Here is a 15,169-nt window from a genome sequence, read left to right as displayed (position 1 = left end):
TCTTCATTCGGCTTCCAGTTCCTTCACTTGCAAAAAAAACCAAAAACCGCGCGGCATCCAAACCTCGCGATTTTTGGCTTTTGTCGAAACTATTTATTTCTTGCTGTCAGGCAGACGGCTCACAAGAGAGTCGTAGAGCAGCAGCAGCTCCTGGGACGGACGAATGCCGAGCTCTCTGTTGAGAAGCTTCACGTAGTCGGTATATATAGCGGTCAGCCCTTTTTTGTCCCCGTCTTGCTCGTGCTTCTTCATCAGCAGACGGACGACAGATTCATCCAACGGATTGCGAGCATACAGCTTTAACAGCAGCTTCGATGCAGCCGCCAAATCCTGTTGGGAGATGAGCGCCTCGGACAGTCGTTTGACGAAGGACGAATACCGCTCGGCAAGACGTTCCGTCTCATAAATCGCCCATACATACGCTTTGCTCCCGAATAAGTCGCCTGTATACAGTCTTTCAACGCTCAGCGCCATGTCTACGTTATCGGCTTCGATGTTTCCCAGCTTCCCTGCCTGCCGCTCGAACTCTTCGCAGTCGATGACGGCATCCTTCAATTCCAAGGCATAACCGTCGTTCTCCGAACGAACCGCCTCCCGCAGTCCAATCGGCTCCAGAGACTTACGCAGCTGATAGACAGTCGTATTCAAGTATTTCTCGGCGTTCACTTGAGTCATTCCGGCAAAAATATCCGCAACAAGACGGGCGCGGGAAATCCGTCGCCCCCGATTCAGCAACAAGTAAGCGAACAGCTCGGCGCTCTTGCTGGATATCCATTTCACCCGGCCGATCTCGTTCCGTACGGAGAAGTCGCCCAGCGTCGCAATGCTGATTTGACTTGTCCCCTTTGCAGCCGAATAAGCCGACGGAGCACGGACGGATTTCTTGCTCGCCAGCGCGCGATGGACCGTTCTTTCCAGCCTTTCTTGCGTTACCGGCTTCACCAGGTAATCAAGAACGGACAATTCGAACGCCTTCAAAGCGTAGTCCTTGTGGGAGGTTACGAACACAATCTGCGTCAGGCAACCCGTTTCTTCCAGCTTGGCGGCGAACGAAAGCCCGTTATCGCCCGGCATGGAAATATCGACGAAAGCCAGATCGATATCGGCGTGCTCGCTCAGAAAAGCGGCAGCGGAGCGAGTGTCCGAGAATTCGCCCGTCACCTGCAGCTCGGGATGCTTCACCAGCATTTTACGCATAATCAGATGCATGACCGGCTCGTCGTCAACCAATATGACTTTCATAATTTTCTCACCGCCGTTTGATAGCTTTCTGCCGTCTCCCCTCGGTTAGCGGAACCCGGCAGCGTGAACAGGAACGTCGTTCCTTCTCCCGGAACGCTGTCGAACCGGAGACTCCCGCCGTGAATGCGGAGAAATTCGCGAGTCAGAAGCAGCCCGAACCTCATCTCGCCTCTCTCGTTCGCAGAGCCCGGCTCCTTGAAGAACAGCTCCTCTTGCCGCAGCAGCTCGGACGTCTCCTCGTCGATCCCCATCCCGTTATCGCTAACGGACACTTTCACCAGATCGCCTTCCACGACAGCTCCGAACTCGATCCGACCGCCTACTCCGGTGAACTTGATCGCATTCGACAGTAAATTACGAAGAATAAGATCGAGCATTTCCTTATCCGCGCTTACCGTCAATGCGTCGTCGATATTTTCCGTCATAAGAATTTGCTTCATGCCTGCTCTAGCCCCGGCAAGCGACAGAGCTTGTCGAACGACCTGCTGCAGGTTCCATTCCAACGGACGAAAAGCGACCTTTCCGTTCTGGCTGCGATACCAATCCAGAAGATTATCGACAAGATGGTAAGTGTTGCGCACTTGCCTCCTAATTTCCTGAAACACTTCGGCATGCTCAATATCGGTTTCCGACGGTTCCTCGCCAAGCAGCTCGGTCAGGCTGACCAACAGCGCAATCGGATCGCGAATATCATGGGCCATAACGGTAAACAGCTTGTCCTTGAACGCATTCAACCGGGATAGCTGTCGGGCGTTCTCGCGCAGCCGAGCTTCATTCTCCATCAGCTCCGTAATTTCGTTGAACATGACAATTTTGCCGATCGGATCCATGCCAATATCGTAAATGAAAGACAAGCTGCATATGTAGTGCCGATGCCGGTTCATCCCGGAACGTTGGAACGGAAACCGTTCATCAAGGCCGTTCGCCGCAGCGATCCTCTCCAGCAGCTCCGGACAATTGGACAACACCCTTTTGCCCGGCGCAGGGTAGCGCTTGGTCGCGGCGAGCTCCGGAAATACTTCTTCGGCGGCGCGGTTGAAGCTTACGATCTGATCCTCGTAATCAAGCAGCACGACGCCGTCACGAATCGTATCGAACACTTTGGCCAGCGCGAGCGGCGTCAACCTCAGCAGATTGATGCGGAGAATTCCCCACACACAGGCGAACCCCGAGACGGCGAAGCCGAACGGCGTCAAATCGATCGACGTCCTGGCAAATTGATAGATCAAATTGAATGCGAAGGGGGCGACCGCGCCCAAGGCAATGATAAGAATCTGCTTTCTTACGATGGGCAAGGCTCGCGAGTACATCGGAATGAACAGAACCATTCCTGCCGCGATAACGAAGTAATTGTAATAGCCATTCACATGATACCAGAACCCTTTGACCGTGTTATACCGGGGCAAAACGCCATCCGGGTTCAATACGTATTCTTTGTACACGAAATGGTGCCAGTCATTAGTTAGATGGAGAAAAAAGGTAGCGACAGGAATGGCGAACAGGAGCAGCATAAGACGTCTTCGGTATTTGGCCGCAATGTTGGTAAATTGAAGGACGAGTACAAGCCACAGCACCGTCACGAAAGGTATGCCCAAATATTCGATATGAAGAGCAAGCTTTACACCGCGCAAGCTTACGCTCAAAATCTCGATCGCGTAGCCAAGCGAATAAAACGCCGCCGCCAGCATAATGAAAATCACCGTTCTCGCCACAGGCAAGTGGCGTTTCTGGTAGGACAGATAGGAAATGAACAGCATGAGCGCCGTCGCGAAAATGAGCAGTATCGACATCCATAGTTTTGTATCCACGACCGCGCCCCCCCCCTGTTCGTCTCTTTGTGTTCTGTTTATTTTTCGACAAATAAAGTCAAATTCCCTTTTATCTTATCGCAAGTCCCGCAACTCCTGCAAAAAAATGCGAAAATCCTTCCCCTATTTCTTCTCTTCTTTTGAATTGCATATTCCTTTTGCTCTTCCGACGCATTGCCATGAGCTATTGACAAATAAAAACGAGTGGAGTAGAATCCGATTCAATGAATCACTTAAGCGCGTAAGTTGAATACATTAAGCGCTTAAGTGATTTTTCCAAACATGAAAAGGCGGGTTGATATGGAATCGAAAATCATTACATTGTCCAATGTGTACTCCAAAAACTTGAACAACGTTCGCGACATCTTTGTGTACTTGCCCCCTTCGTACGATATTTCCATAACCGATCGCTATCCCGTTCTCTATGCGCATGATGGGCAGCATATTTTTGCAGCCGATCACAAGGGCGGATCATGGAATGTGCATGCAACCGTTGATAGGTTGAGCCGCGAAAGCCTTATGAGAGAGATCATTGTCGTTGCGGTCTCCTCTATATCGGACCAGCGAGTGTCCGAATATTTCCACGACAATCCGGGAGTCTCGGAGACGTTTCACGCGAAATGCTCCGGCGAGGTGTACGAGAGGTTTCTCGTCGAAGAGGTAAAGCCGCTGATCGACAATACGTTCCGGACATTGCCTGATCGGGACAATACGGCCATCATCGGATCGTCCGCAGGAGGACTCGTTTCCTACCATATCGGGTTCCGGAGACCGGATGTATTCGGCCATGTCGGCATTCTGTCGCCTTTCTTCGTCCATACGGTCGTGAAGGAAGCAGAGAGCGCATTGGAGCAGAACGAGGACCCGATAAGCAAGCTTCCTATCTACGAAAAGTTTTCGACCAAGCCCCCTATCCGCATATGGCTTGATATCGGAGGAGCGGAAGGGCTTCTTATGGTGGAGGACGTACGCGAAGCGGCCGATCGTCTCGTTGATCAAGGCTTCAAGCCGGGCAACGACTTGATGTTTCTGTTGGATCCGGAGGCGGGACATACCCAACAGGATTGGGCTAATCGAATGGCATCCCCGCTACTCTATTTCTTCGGCCGCATCGGCAAGCCCGCGTCGTTGGAAATGCTGGGCAGGCGCAAGATCGGATTAAACGGCAGAAGCGCTTGCCTATATCCGAACGTGACTTATGATTCTGGATTCCGTACAAGCTTGCTTGAAGCGGAGTATTCCGTAGATCGGCCGGAGATTCTGTCCATTGCTTCAGATGGTCGAGTTACTCCCCTCTCGATTGGCGAAGCCAAGATTACAGTCCGGTTCGGAGGGCTGGAGCATTCGGTCGGGATCGAAGTGGTTCAGGAACTCTCCGATCGAGTAGAAATTGAATTTTCCGTAGAGGTTCCTCCGTCTACGCCAGTGAATGCTCCGATACATGCCGGTCTAGAAATTCCGAAGAAGAAGGACGGTTTATATCAAGGACGTTTTCAACTGCCAAGGGACCTTATCTTCGATGTGAAGGTATCGCGAGGATTCGGCTTTCATGAAAAGAGGGGAAGCAGCAGAAGATTTTCCACCTCTGAGTCCCAAAGCTTGCATTTTGTCGTCGAGGAGTGGGAGCCGGATGAACTCGACTGAGCTTGGGCATCGCCTAATACGGCACTATCCCTTTGCTTCCGAGTCGTTGCTCAATGAACGGGGAATCGGCATCTATGTTCCGCCTAGTTACTATCGGGATGAGAACAAACGTTATCCGGTGCTGTACATGCATGATGGGCAGGGCGTCTTCGGTCCTAATCCGTTCTCGAACAGCTCATGGAATGTACACCGAACAGCGGAGGAGTTAATCTCCGAAGGTCTTATGGAAGAAATCATCATTGTCGGCATCGATAACTATGGTCAAGAGCGGCTGAATGAATTTGCGCATCCTCTACAATCGTCCGGGATTCCCGGAGCGCCGGATATTATTTGCAAAGGCGAGAGCTATGAGCGGTTTTTGATCGAGGAATTAAAGCCGACTATCGACGGCCTGTTTCGCACCCTTCCCGATCGGGAGCATACGGCGTTAATGGGCTCTTCGATGGGAGGACTGGTCACCTACAATATTGGTTTTCGCAATCCTCATATTTTCTCTAAATTAGCCGTCATGTCGCCCTATTTCGTCCGATTGGATTTAAACACGCTGCGGGAGATTCCCTTCTATAAGAGATATCCCGGAGTTAACAATCTCGCGCTCTGGCTCGACATCGGTGAAATCGAAGCGAATATATTGGTCGAACACGTCAGAGGCGTTGTCGAAGAGTTAATCGAGCAAGGGTTTGTTTTCGGTCAGAATCTCATGTACTACGAGGTGCCGGCGCTGCGCATACCGAGGAGGATTGGGCAGCCCGAGTGCGATCGCCGCTGCTGTTTTTCTTCGGGAAGCCGGGCCAAGCAGTTAAAGCCGAGCTGCACGGCCGAGAAGAAGTCGGATTAACGGGGATGAAGGTTCGGCTGAATCCCGTCGTCACTCTCGACAACGGATTGACGTTTACCGATTGGAACGGAAGGTTCGACGTCTCCGACCCGGAGGTGCTGCAAGTGCAAAGCAATGGACTCGTTGTGCCTGGCCAAACAGGACGAACGCACGTCACCTATCGCGGTTTTGAGACGAGCGCGGGAAAAGATATAGCTGTGATCCCCTCCCTTTCCGATCTCGTTCGGGTAACCTTCCGGATTCAGGTGCCGACCGATACGCCCGCAAAGGATGCGCTCTACGTCGGAAGATTGGCTATACCCCGGCTGTCGGAGAGGCTGTTCGGCGGAGCCTTTCAACTGCCCAGGGATACGGCCATACGGTTCAAAATAGCGACGGACAACGGCTTGCGGGAACGAAAAAAGATGGAGGGGCCATTCCGTATCGGATTCTGCGGTTGAATGAGGATATGGAGGTAGAACTCGCCGTCGAAGCGTGGGAGAGTCGAAGCAGCTTCCCATGAAGCGCAGATCGATTGCCTTTTTATGGCAGGACAGAGCTTTGCTTTAATCGGTGTGTGGATGCACTTGACCATGCTTTCCTGGCTAACGCTCCGTCTATTGGATTCGTCCTTATGGCTAGGCGTGACGTTACGCGTATACAGCCTGCCGACATTACTATTCTCCTGGGGCATCGGCATTCTGATTGAACGAGTCTCTTTTCAAGAACCATTCTAATGTGACGCAAAGTCTGAACATATTTATCTCGTTGTCATACGCCGGCCTTGCTCGCATGATCGATTGGACTCAAGTCACATTCTGGTATTGTCGTTTTTGCCGGAACGGTGTATGCCATCGACTTGCCGTGCAAAACAGCTGCTCCTGACGCGATTGTTTGGGGACGATCGCATGATGCAGGCGATCGCGCGTTCAATTCCGTCCTGTTCAATAGCGCAAGAATCGCGGGACCGTTGCTCTCTAGCGCAATTCTCATTCATTGGGGATGGAGCAGGGCTTTATCATCAACGCGTGCTTCTATGGAGCAGGCTTGTGCTGTATGATTCGTGCTCCAATCGGTAAGACGGCAGGCAATAACGAGCCTTTGTCAGGGGATAAGAATGCACAAGGTTAGCCTTCATCCGCTCTCACCCGGAAATCTTGCGCATCCTGCTTATTGTACTGGTATTCGGGCTGCTATTGATGAATTACAATACGCTTCTTCCCGTATATACCCGATCTCAATTAAACCTTGGCGAAGCCGGCTACGGCATGTTGCTCGCGTCCATGGGAGCCGGATCCTTGGCTGCCGCCGTTCTGATAGCGCTAAAAAATCAATGGTTTCAACGCGTCTATCTTATCCCGCTGTTTCCGGGAATCATTGCGGTCCTCTATGCCGTGTTGCCTATCATATCGCAATACCGCTTATTGCTGCCCATATTCGTCATTTATGGCTTCTGTACAACCGGATTCATTACCGCATCCAATACTCTGGTGCTTCAAATCGGAGAACCGAAAGCAAGAGCGAGAATTGCCAGCACTTACAATATGATGTTGAACGGCTTCGCTCCGCTCGGAAACCTGATTTCCGGAATCTCCCTGCATGTGTTCGGCATTGCCGCCAGCTTCTATTGGATCAGCTCGTTAGTTATTGGATTTCTGGCCGGCTGGGTGCGGCTATCCCGAACGAAAGGAGGTGATGCCAAGGCCTTGGCGTTACGTTCGTCTCTGAAGAAATAAGCTCCAAACCAAACGAGAGGGGTAAGTACCATGAAAAAAATTCTAAGTCTTGTCGTCGTTTTATCCGTAATTATTACTCTTACAGCTTGCGGCGAAGGAACGGAGAATAAGCCTGACCCTGATAAAGAGCCTTCATCGACTAATTCTCCTTCCAATGAACAGCCCGATTCGCACTCACCGGAGCCGAATGCGCACCTCACCGTTTGGGCAAGCAAAGAAGAACTAACCTACGTGAACGCGATGTCCGTGCAATTCACGCAGCTGCACGATATTCCGGTTGTCGTTCAAGAGGTAGGAGCAGGCGATGTCTTGAATAAATTGACAACGGACGGGCCTGCCCAAATCGGCGCTGATTTGGTCACGCTTACACACGATCATCTGGGTGAAGCGGTAGCGGCAGGCTTGTTGCTGCCCAACGATATTTGGCAGGATGAAACGAAGCGGAATAATCAAGAGAACGTTCTTCAGGCGGCCAGCTACGGAAATATCCTCTACGGTTACCCCTTATCGTTAGAAACCTATGTCATGTTCTACAACAAAAAGCTGGTATCCACGCCTCCGTCCACGTTCGACGAGGTGATCGATTTCGCCAAAACGTATAACGATCCCGGCAAAGGAAAATTTTCTTTGATGTGGGAGATGGAAAATTTGTATTTCAATTATTTCTTCCTGGCGACGACCGGCGGCTATATTTTCGGCAACAAAGGCGTCAACTACAACGATATCGGCATTAATTCCGAAGGCGCGATTGAAGGGGCCGCCTACTACGGCTCATTAAGGGACAAGCTATTGCCTCTTAAATCGGGGGATGTAACCTATGACATCAAAAAAGGACAATTCCTCGACGGCAGTCTGGCCATGAATATTGACGGTCCTTGGCTGATCAGGGAGCTGCGGGCTCAAGGGAACACATTCGGAGCCGCTCCGATTCCTTCTATCAACGGCAAGCCCTCCGTATCGCTTTCGAGCGTAAAGGCATGGTATGTCAATTCCTACTCAAAATATCCAAACGCAGCCAAGCTATTCGCGAATTTCGCGTCCAGCAAAGAATCGCAGCTGAAGAACTTCCAACTGACCGGCGCCGTTCCGTCCAATCTGGATGCCATGAAAGATCCTGCCGTACAACAAGACGAGTTTGTCTCCGCTATTATCAAACAGATTGAATTCTCCCAACCTATGCCTTCCATTCCGGAGATGGGGAGCGTATGGATCCCGGTGAATTCCGCGATGTCGGATATTTGGAACAAGGGTGTCGATGCCAAGCAGGCTTTGGACAAGGCAGCGGGCCAGATCAAGGATTCCATTGCTGTCGGTTCCTCCGGCGGCGGTTCTCTGTAAGCGGTTCCTTATAAGAAAAACAGAGCAAGGGCCCGCCTGTCGCCGTATTCCCGCGGCAGACGGGCCTCACACTCGCGATGAAAGGAGAACTAACAATGAGCCGTTACAGGTACCTTCCCATGCTGCTATCTATTCTTTGCATGGGATGCGGTCAATTGTACAACCGTCAGGCAATCAAGGGAATCATGCTTCTGATTGTCAATGCCGCCGGACTCTTCTATTTAACATTGTTCTTTCCCGATGCGATAAAGGGACTTGTTACGTTGGGCGAATATCCGGCACGAATGGAGCTTGTGAATGAAGTGTATCGTCACATTCCGGGCGATCATTCCATCTTCCTCATGATTAAAGGGCTTATTTCGCTAGTTTCAGCGCTGTTCTATCCCCTCATTTACGTATGGAGCATAAGGGATGCCAGCCAAGTAGGACGACTCCGGGAAGCCGGCAAAAAACCGAACACCTTCCGCCTTGATCTTAAAGCTGCGCGTGATCGAAGGTTCCCCTACCTATTGTTAGCCATTCCCGCTCTGGGTATTTTATTGTTTACCATTATACCGATTTTCTTCATGATCCTTCTGGCCTTCACGAATTATTCGGCGCCCAATCATATTCCGCCGGCCAAGCTGGTCGATTGGACGGGCTTTCAATCGTTCATCGACCTCGTTCAGATCAAAACCTGGAGTCACACCTTTTACGGTGTATTGCTTTGGACGGTAATCTGGGCGATCACTTCGACGTTTACTACCTATTTCGGGGATTGTTCGTTGCGCTGCTTGTCCATAAAAAGGGAATTCGATTCAAAACCGTATGGAGAACCCTTTTTATATTGCCTTACGCCATTCCCCAAATCATTTCGCTGCTGGTGATGCGGAATTTGTTTAATGGACAGTTTGGCCCGATCAACCAATATTTGTCCTATTTCGGATTGGACAAGCTGCCTTGGTTAACAGACCCGGTCTGGGCGAAAATAACGGTCATCCTAGTGAACATGTGGATCGGCACGCCGCTTACGATGGTGCTCATGATAGGAGTATTATCCTCGTTGCCGAGGGAGGTTTACGAAGCGGCCAATGTAGACGGCGCATCCCCTCTGCAGCAGTTTCGTTTCATTACGCTGCCCATGATCCTCTTCTCTACCGCGCCCATCCTGATTATCCAGTTCGCCGGCAATTTCAATAACTTCAATGTCATTTATTTGATGACGAACGGAAATCCGGTTCAAAGCGATTATCAATATGCGGGGAGCACGGATTTGCTCGTAACCTGGCTGTATAAGCTAACGCTGGAAAGCAGTAAATTCAATACGGCTTCGGCGATTGGCATCATCATTTTCCTCATTATCGCATCGTTGTCCATATGGAGCTATCGCAGGTCGAGTTCCTACAAAGAGGAGGATATGGTTCAATGAAAAGCAGCTCCGCACGTAAAGGTCGATTCACCCTTTTTGTTTGCTACGTTCTGTTAGGTATTATCTCCGTTTGCTGCCTGTACCCGGCGCTCTGGGTGCTTCTCTCCTCCTTCAGGGAAGGAAGCTCGCTCTATAGCAAAAGCCTCTTTCCTTCCACCGGTACGTTGGAGCACTACCGTGAATTATTCAATTCCCCGACGCTCATGTTCAAACGATGGTACTGGAATACGTTAAAAATTTCGGTTATCAGCATGCTGCTCGGAACCGCGCTAACGACATTGGTCGCCTATGCGATGTCGCGTTATCGGTTTGCGGGACGAAAGCTATCCATGTCCATTCTTCTTTCGTTAGGAATGTTTCCGGGCTTTATGAGCATGATTGCCATTTATATTCTATTGATGCAGCTGCGGTTACTGGACACTCACGCTGCCATCATTCTCGTATATGCAGTCGGAGCGCCCATATTCGGCACATTTGTAGCCAAAGGCTTTCTGGACTCTATACCGAAAAGTCTGGATGAATCCGCACGCATCGACGGAGCCAGCCATTTTCGAGTATTCTTCTCCATTATTTTGCCTCTCGCCAGACCGATGCTGACTTATTTGGCCTTAACCAATTTCGTTGGAGCATGGGTGGATTTCATCTTCGCCAGACTGATCTTGCGTTCCAAGGAGCAATGGACGGTAGCGGTTGGCTTATGGGATATGGTATCATCCTACCAGAACAGTAATTTTACTCTTTTTTCGGCCGGCGCAGTCCTAGTCGCTATCCCCATCACATGTATGTTCCTGTTCCTGCAAAGATTTCTAGTCGAAGGTTTGACTTCCGGAGCCTCCAAAGGTTGAAAGGCGGCCGCAAAATCGATGAGGTGCCAATCGTGAATAAGGTGACAATGAAAGATATCGCTCGCGAGGCGAAGGTTTCTCCGGCAACGGTCAGTTATATTCTTAATAATGTAGAGAATCAGACGATAACGGACGAGACGCGTTGCAGAGTGCTGGACACTGCAAAAAAGCTTAATTATATCCCAAGCTTAACAGCAAGATCGTTGGCGAAAGGGAAATCCGGCATGCTCGGGTTATTGCTTAACCGCAACGCCCAGGAAGGTTTTTGGAAGCAGCTTTATTACGGTACGCTTATAGAACGGATGGAAAAAAACTGCAAAAAGGAAGGCTACCATCTCCTGGTGTCGGGGATGGAAGCGGATCAACCGAATTTGGACATCGTCCAGCAGCGAAAGATGGACGGCGTACTGCTGGTCGATGTGAAGGAAGGCGTCTTCCGAAATATTTCCGTTCATTTCAGTATCGGGACTCCTATCGTGCTGCTGGACTCTTTCATTGAGGATTCGCTTTTTCACAAGGTGGTTTTCGATTATCGCACCGCATTCACGAAATGGAAGGAACGTACGGGGGATACCGACAACGGTTCTTTTCTGGTGATGGAGTCCTTTAATAACGCCCGAATGGTTGAAGAGATTATTAAGGCTTCGCAGATGGAGTCGGATTCGATCTATGTGTTAACCTCTGACAATGCGGACGGGCTCAAACCGTTTCTGGAGCTGCAACGCGGCAAAAAGGGAATCGTCATTAACGAGTTTATCGGGGCGCTGGTCATGAATGCGTCATACGGGCTTGATCTCGAAATATCTGTTATTTGCACAAGCAATTGCCCTGAAATCTTGCCGCCGCACGTTCATACCTTCCTGATGGACGCCGATCGGTGCCCGATCGATATATCCTTCCAGATTTTACACTTCTATATTCAGTCACAAACCGTCACGAAGGATGGCGCTTACCCGCAAACAGCTTACAGCCCGTATGTGTATATACCCTTTCATTGAAATTTGATTTTTATCCCCGACTCAGCCACATTCCTTCCTGAATAGTCGTAAATCGGTGCAGCCATGCACCGATTTCCTTTGCATACAAATATACTCCATACTAGACGCTTTCGAACTCCCGTCACTGATTCGGACGTGGTCCGTCTTCACCCCCGCTTCCGCTGAGGGAAAGCGTCTTCGATTCCCTGCTCTGCGTTTACAGCTTCAAAGTCTCACTGAAAAATCGAATAGCTTTACCTATGAGATGTCGATTCATCTGGGTCATTGTCCGATCCGTATAGTAAGCTGTATGCGGCGTGCAAATCACATTAGACAAGGTCATGAAATGATCGACAGGATGCCGAACGGGCTCCGTTGGAAACACATCCAGACCAAGCCCTCCCAGTTGCCCCGATTTCAATGCATCCTCCAAAGCGTCGTAATCAAGGATGGAGCCGCGAGCCGTGTTGATTAGAATGGTTCCTCTTTTCATCCCTTGAATTCGTTCCCTATTGATGAAGGCGTTATTCTCCTGTCTTGCCGGCAAATGCAAAGAAATAACATCCGCTTGACTTAACACTTGTTCAAGGGGATACCCTTCCGTTAATTCTCGTCCCGGCTTGTTAGCAATAAGAATATTCATGCCCAGCATTCTGCCCATATTAGCAACCGCTTGCCCGATTTCGCCGTATCCGATAATACCGAGATTCCTTCCGTACAGCTCCATACTTGGTTGAAGGTCTTTTCTCCAGCGGCCTGACGCCACGTTGTGTTGCGCTTTTCCCAGCTGTTTGGCTAGAAAAAACACCATAGCAAATACATGCTCCGCTACCGAGTTTTGTGCGACAGGCGGTATGTTCTCAATGACAATAGACGGGTCGGGCAAAACATCGGTCGGCACATAATCTAAATTGTGAGCTCTAATCCCGATGTATTTGCATTGATATAAAGTCGATAGGATAGAATGCGGAAAATAACTATGAATCAGGAACGCATCGCACCGCTCGAACAAGGCTGCATCCGACGCAGCCTGATCGACATACTTGACCGTAAAGCACTGTTCAAGCTGCTCTTCCTCGACTATGGATAATACAATACTCTTGTCAATTAAACAGAGTGGTTTTGAGCTTCCCATACCGTCACATAGACCCAAACATATTACTGTCTACAAACATTTCAAAACGACTGATTCCGGACTCATAGGAGCGCTCGGACTGCTGTTCTACATGCTGTCTTAAAATTTCGCTTTCATGACTTGCAAGGAAGTCCCTGCCGTCGCACGCTCCAGCCAAGCTCTTATGAAACTCGATGATATCGCTCCCGCACCCTCTGGACCGAAGGTCCTTTTCCAGTTCGGAATAGACCAATCTTAATTGCTCGGCTTGTTTTTCCAGCTTCATTCGATTTCGATCATTGTATGGATACTGCAAGATGTTTATTATCAGCGAATTTACAAAAGCTTTGTAGAGGTACGCGTTAACAAACTTCTTATTCCAGCTTTGATCGGCTAGAAGACTGCTGAAGCGGTTCCGATCCGTTATTTTCCCTGTCGCTTCCTGTATTTTTTCTTCCGCTTTTTTGTAAGCTCGCGAGAAATAGCTCAACAAGGAATCGTTCAGAACTTCACGAGGCTTGGAGGAAATATCGGTTAAATCATAATGAACCTTGCTCCTGTACTCAAAGCGGTAATACGGCGGTGCAATTCGTCGAGCGGCCTCAGCCGATTTCGCTGCCGTCTGGCTGGCGGCAGTGAGGCTTTTATCTACAACAAACCGCATGGGCTTTACCGAATATTGATGGATCTCTTCCGGAGCGACTTTTAAGGTTAACGCACTATTGGCCCCGGCTGATATTCCGCTGCTGAAAAAAACTTTTATAGCTTGTCCCGTTTGATAAGTCACACCTTGAGCGCGCACCGTCTCTTTTTCTCGGGACACGTCGGCCGGATCGTAGATAATTCCTTCTTTTGCTCTGTTATAGCCAACAAGAAATCCGCACGAAAAAAGACGTTCGCAATCTCTGATAGCCGCGTTAACATCCGGCAGGGTCTTAACTACGTTGACATACCTCTGCATATTGCTTTGTTTGAATAACTCATTAAACTGTGATTTTATTTCCGTTTCTATTTTACTCATGCCGAATACCCCTTCCGTATCGTGCAGCGCTTGTGTATGTTCAGTATAGTATATTAGTCCTATTCAGCCCGTCAATATATTCCATTCAATCCCCAAAGAGCACTGTCCTCCCGAGGCCAGTGTTTTTTCGTTGCCCCGCTCAACCTTTCAGCGCACGCTCAGCCCCTCTTCATGCTCGTTTCAGTTCCCGGTGCGACAATAACCGTATCAGCTTTTCTCCATCAAGGCTCAAAAAGGAGTGGATCGCTATTTTCCGCCGAAGAAAAAAAACAAAAATAACTCTTATCATCGTTCTATTTTTCGCCGTCATTGGCACGATTCTATACCGGCTCGCCGACCGTTATTTGATCGAGCATGTCGAAGTCGTTGTAACGGATAACCGCACCGTCGCGAACACCGCCGCCGTGACACAATCCTCGGGACAAGTGCAGTCGGATGATTGGAATTACAAAAGCGACAACGAGACGATCAGCGTCAAAAAGGTGCAAACGGGCTCTGGAGAAGAAACGATCACCTATTTTGTAGCGGACGTTACGTTCACGAATTCCACAAACCTGCTTACCGCATTCGCAAAAAACTCCTTCGGCACCAACATTATTGAAAATACGTCGACTATCGCATCCGACCACAACGCTGTTTTCGCTATTAACGGAGATTACTACGGATTCCGCAATAATGGCGTAATCATCCGCAATGGGGAGCTTTACAGAGACGATCCGGCTCGCGAGGCTTTAGCCCTGTTCAATGACGGCACGCTAAAGTCGTACGACGAAGAACAGACTTCCTCTTCCTCCTTGCTTGCGCAAGGGGTGACGAACACCTTCTCCTTCGGCCCCGTTCTCGTGAAAGACGCCGAGGTGGCGGGCGATTTTGACAGCGTGAAAATCGATACGAATTTCGGCAACCGATCGATCCAAAGCTCGAACCCCAGAACCGGTATCGGAATGATTTCCCCGAATCACTTTCTTTTTATCGTTGTTGACGGACGCAAGGAAAATTACAGCAAAGGGATGACCTTAACCGAATTCGCGAATCTATTCGCCGAGCTCGGCGCCACCGAAGCCTATAACCTGGATGGAGGCGGTTCGTCCACGATGTATTTCATGGGCAGAGTCGTGAACAACCCTCTCGGCAAGCAGAAGGAACGGGGAGTCAGCGATATCATCTATATTCCGGAATAGTAACGAAACAAATCGCGAACTCCAAGGAGGCAGGCCAA

At 49.8% G+C, this 15,169-nt stretch carries 12 protein-coding genes and 1 pseudogene; 9 read left to right on the top strand and 4 right to left on the bottom strand.

Going from position 1 to position 15,169, the window contains the following annotated elements; genetic code table 11:
• Positions 1 to 93: 93 nt before the first annotated feature.
• Positions 94 to 1,242, bottom strand: coding sequence for a response regulator (locus D3H35_RS29785; protein ID WP_119152673.1), 1,149 nt, complete (start codon positions 1,240 to 1,242; stop codon positions 94 to 96).
• Positions 1,239 to 3,050, bottom strand: a complete 1,812-nt coding sequence (locus tag D3H35_RS29780; RefSeq protein WP_147355992.1) for a sensor histidine kinase — start codon at positions 3,048 to 3,050, stop codon at positions 1,239 to 1,241. Before D3H35_RS29780 ends, D3H35_RS29785 begins: the two co-directional genes overlap by 4 nt.
• Positions 3,051 to 3,350: 300 nt before the next feature.
• Here D3H35_RS29780 and D3H35_RS29775 point away from each other — a divergent pair, with 300 nt between their 5' ends.
• From D3H35_RS29775 to D3H35_RS29740, 8 genes and pseudogenes are all read left to right on the top strand, one after another.
• The gene (locus D3H35_RS29775) at positions 3,351 to 4,694 is read left to right on the top strand and encodes an alpha/beta hydrolase (protein WP_158594371.1); all 1,344 of its coding nucleotides are present in this window, start codon (positions 3,351 to 3,353) and stop codon (positions 4,692 to 4,694) included.
• Positions 4,681 to 5,532 (top strand): alpha/beta hydrolase, encoded by an 852-nt coding sequence (locus D3H35_RS29770; protein WP_158594370.1) that lies wholly within the window; start codon positions 4,681 to 4,683, stop codon positions 5,530 to 5,532. The genes D3H35_RS29775 and D3H35_RS29770 overlap by 14 nt, the downstream gene beginning before the upstream one ends.
• Positions 5,448 to 5,972 carry a hypothetical protein gene (locus tag D3H35_RS29765; protein ID WP_147355991.1) on the top strand — a complete coding sequence of 175 codons (525 nt, stop codon included), beginning with the start codon at positions 5,448 to 5,450 and terminating at the stop codon, positions 5,970 to 5,972. Before D3H35_RS29770 ends, D3H35_RS29765 begins: the two co-directional genes overlap by 85 nt.
• A gap of 675 nt (positions 5,973 to 6,647) precedes the next feature.
• The gene (locus D3H35_RS29760) at positions 6,648 to 7,247 is read left to right on the top strand and encodes an MFS transporter (RefSeq protein WP_119152668.1); all 600 of its coding nucleotides are present in this window, start codon (positions 6,648 to 6,650) and stop codon (positions 7,245 to 7,247) included.
• A gap of 30 nt (positions 7,248 to 7,277) precedes the next feature.
• The gene (locus D3H35_RS29755) at positions 7,278 to 8,585 is read left to right on the top strand and encodes a sugar ABC transporter substrate-binding protein (protein ID WP_119152667.1); all 1,308 of its coding nucleotides are present in this window, start codon (positions 7,278 to 7,280) and stop codon (positions 8,583 to 8,585) included.
• Between the two features lie 95 nt (positions 8,586 to 8,680).
• A pseudogene (locus tag D3H35_RS29750) lies at positions 8,681 to 9,993 on the top strand (carbohydrate ABC transporter permease).
• Positions 9,990 to 10,838 carry a sugar ABC transporter permease gene (locus D3H35_RS29745; RefSeq protein ID WP_119152666.1) on the top strand — a complete coding sequence of 283 codons (849 nt, stop codon included), beginning with the start codon at positions 9,990 to 9,992 and terminating at the stop codon, positions 10,836 to 10,838. Before D3H35_RS29750 ends, D3H35_RS29745 begins: the two are co-directional and overlap by 4 nt.
• 32 nt (positions 10,839 to 10,870) lie before the next feature.
• The gene (locus tag D3H35_RS29740; RefSeq protein ID WP_158594368.1) at positions 10,871 to 11,836 is read left to right on the top strand and encodes a LacI family DNA-binding transcriptional regulator; all 966 of its coding nucleotides are present in this window, start codon (positions 10,871 to 10,873) and stop codon (positions 11,834 to 11,836) included.
• A gap of 196 nt (positions 11,837 to 12,032) precedes the next feature.
• On the opposite strand, the gene D3H35_RS29735 is transcribed toward D3H35_RS29740, so the two are convergent.
• Together D3H35_RS29735 and D3H35_RS29730 are read right to left on the bottom strand one after the other, a co-directional pair.
• On the bottom strand, positions 12,033 to 12,950 hold the full coding sequence (locus tag D3H35_RS29735) for a 2-hydroxyacid dehydrogenase (protein WP_119152664.1): 918 nt from the start codon (positions 12,948 to 12,950) through the stop codon (positions 12,033 to 12,035).
• Between the two features lie 4 nt (positions 12,951 to 12,954).
• Complete coding sequence (locus D3H35_RS29730; protein ID WP_119152663.1) at positions 12,955 to 13,950, bottom strand: hypothetical protein; 996 nt, start codon at positions 13,948 to 13,950, stop codon at positions 12,955 to 12,957.
• Positions 13,951 to 14,294: 344 nt separating this feature from the next.
• On the opposite strand from D3H35_RS29730, the gene D3H35_RS29725 reads away from it, so the two are divergent.
• Positions 14,295 to 15,131, top strand: coding sequence for a phosphodiester glycosidase family protein (locus D3H35_RS29725; protein WP_233568247.1), 837 nt, complete (start codon positions 14,295 to 14,297; stop codon positions 15,129 to 15,131).
• Positions 15,132 to 15,169: the final 38 nt, after the last annotated feature.

The organism is Cohnella faecalis, assembly GCF_003570905.1.
GTDB classification, from domain to species: Bacteria; Bacillota; Bacilli; order Paenibacillales; family Paenibacillaceae; genus Cohnella; species Cohnella faecalis.
The sequence above is the reverse complement of the archived record's forward strand: the minus strand, read 5'-3'. Positions and strand labels throughout refer to the sequence as shown.

Bases quoted from the DNA above. Each gene is read 5' to 3' on its own strand.
- D3H35_RS29785 (WP_119152673.1), bottom strand. From the start codon at position 1,242: ATGAAAGTCATATTGGTTGACGACGAGCCGGTCATGCATCTGATTATG.
- D3H35_RS29775 (WP_158594371.1), top strand. From the start codon at position 3,351: ATGGAATCGAAAATCATTACATTGTCCAATGTGTACTCCAAAAACTTG.
- D3H35_RS29770 (WP_158594370.1), top strand. From the start codon at position 4,681: ATGAACTCGACTGAGCTTGGGCATCGCCTAATACGGCACTATCCCTTT.
- D3H35_RS29755 (WP_119152667.1), top strand. From the start codon at position 7,278: ATGAAAAAAATTCTAAGTCTTGTCGTCGTTTTATCCGTAATTATTACT.
- D3H35_RS29745 (WP_119152666.1), top strand. From the start codon at position 9,990: ATGAAAAGCAGCTCCGCACGTAAAGGTCGATTCACCCTTTTTGTTTGC.
- D3H35_RS29735 (WP_119152664.1), bottom strand. From the start codon at position 12,950: ATGGGAAGCTCAAAACCACTCTGTTTAATTGACAAGAGTATTGTATTA.
- D3H35_RS29730 (WP_119152663.1), bottom strand. From the start codon at position 13,950: ATGAGTAAAATAGAAACGGAAATAAAATCACAGTTTAATGAGTTATTC.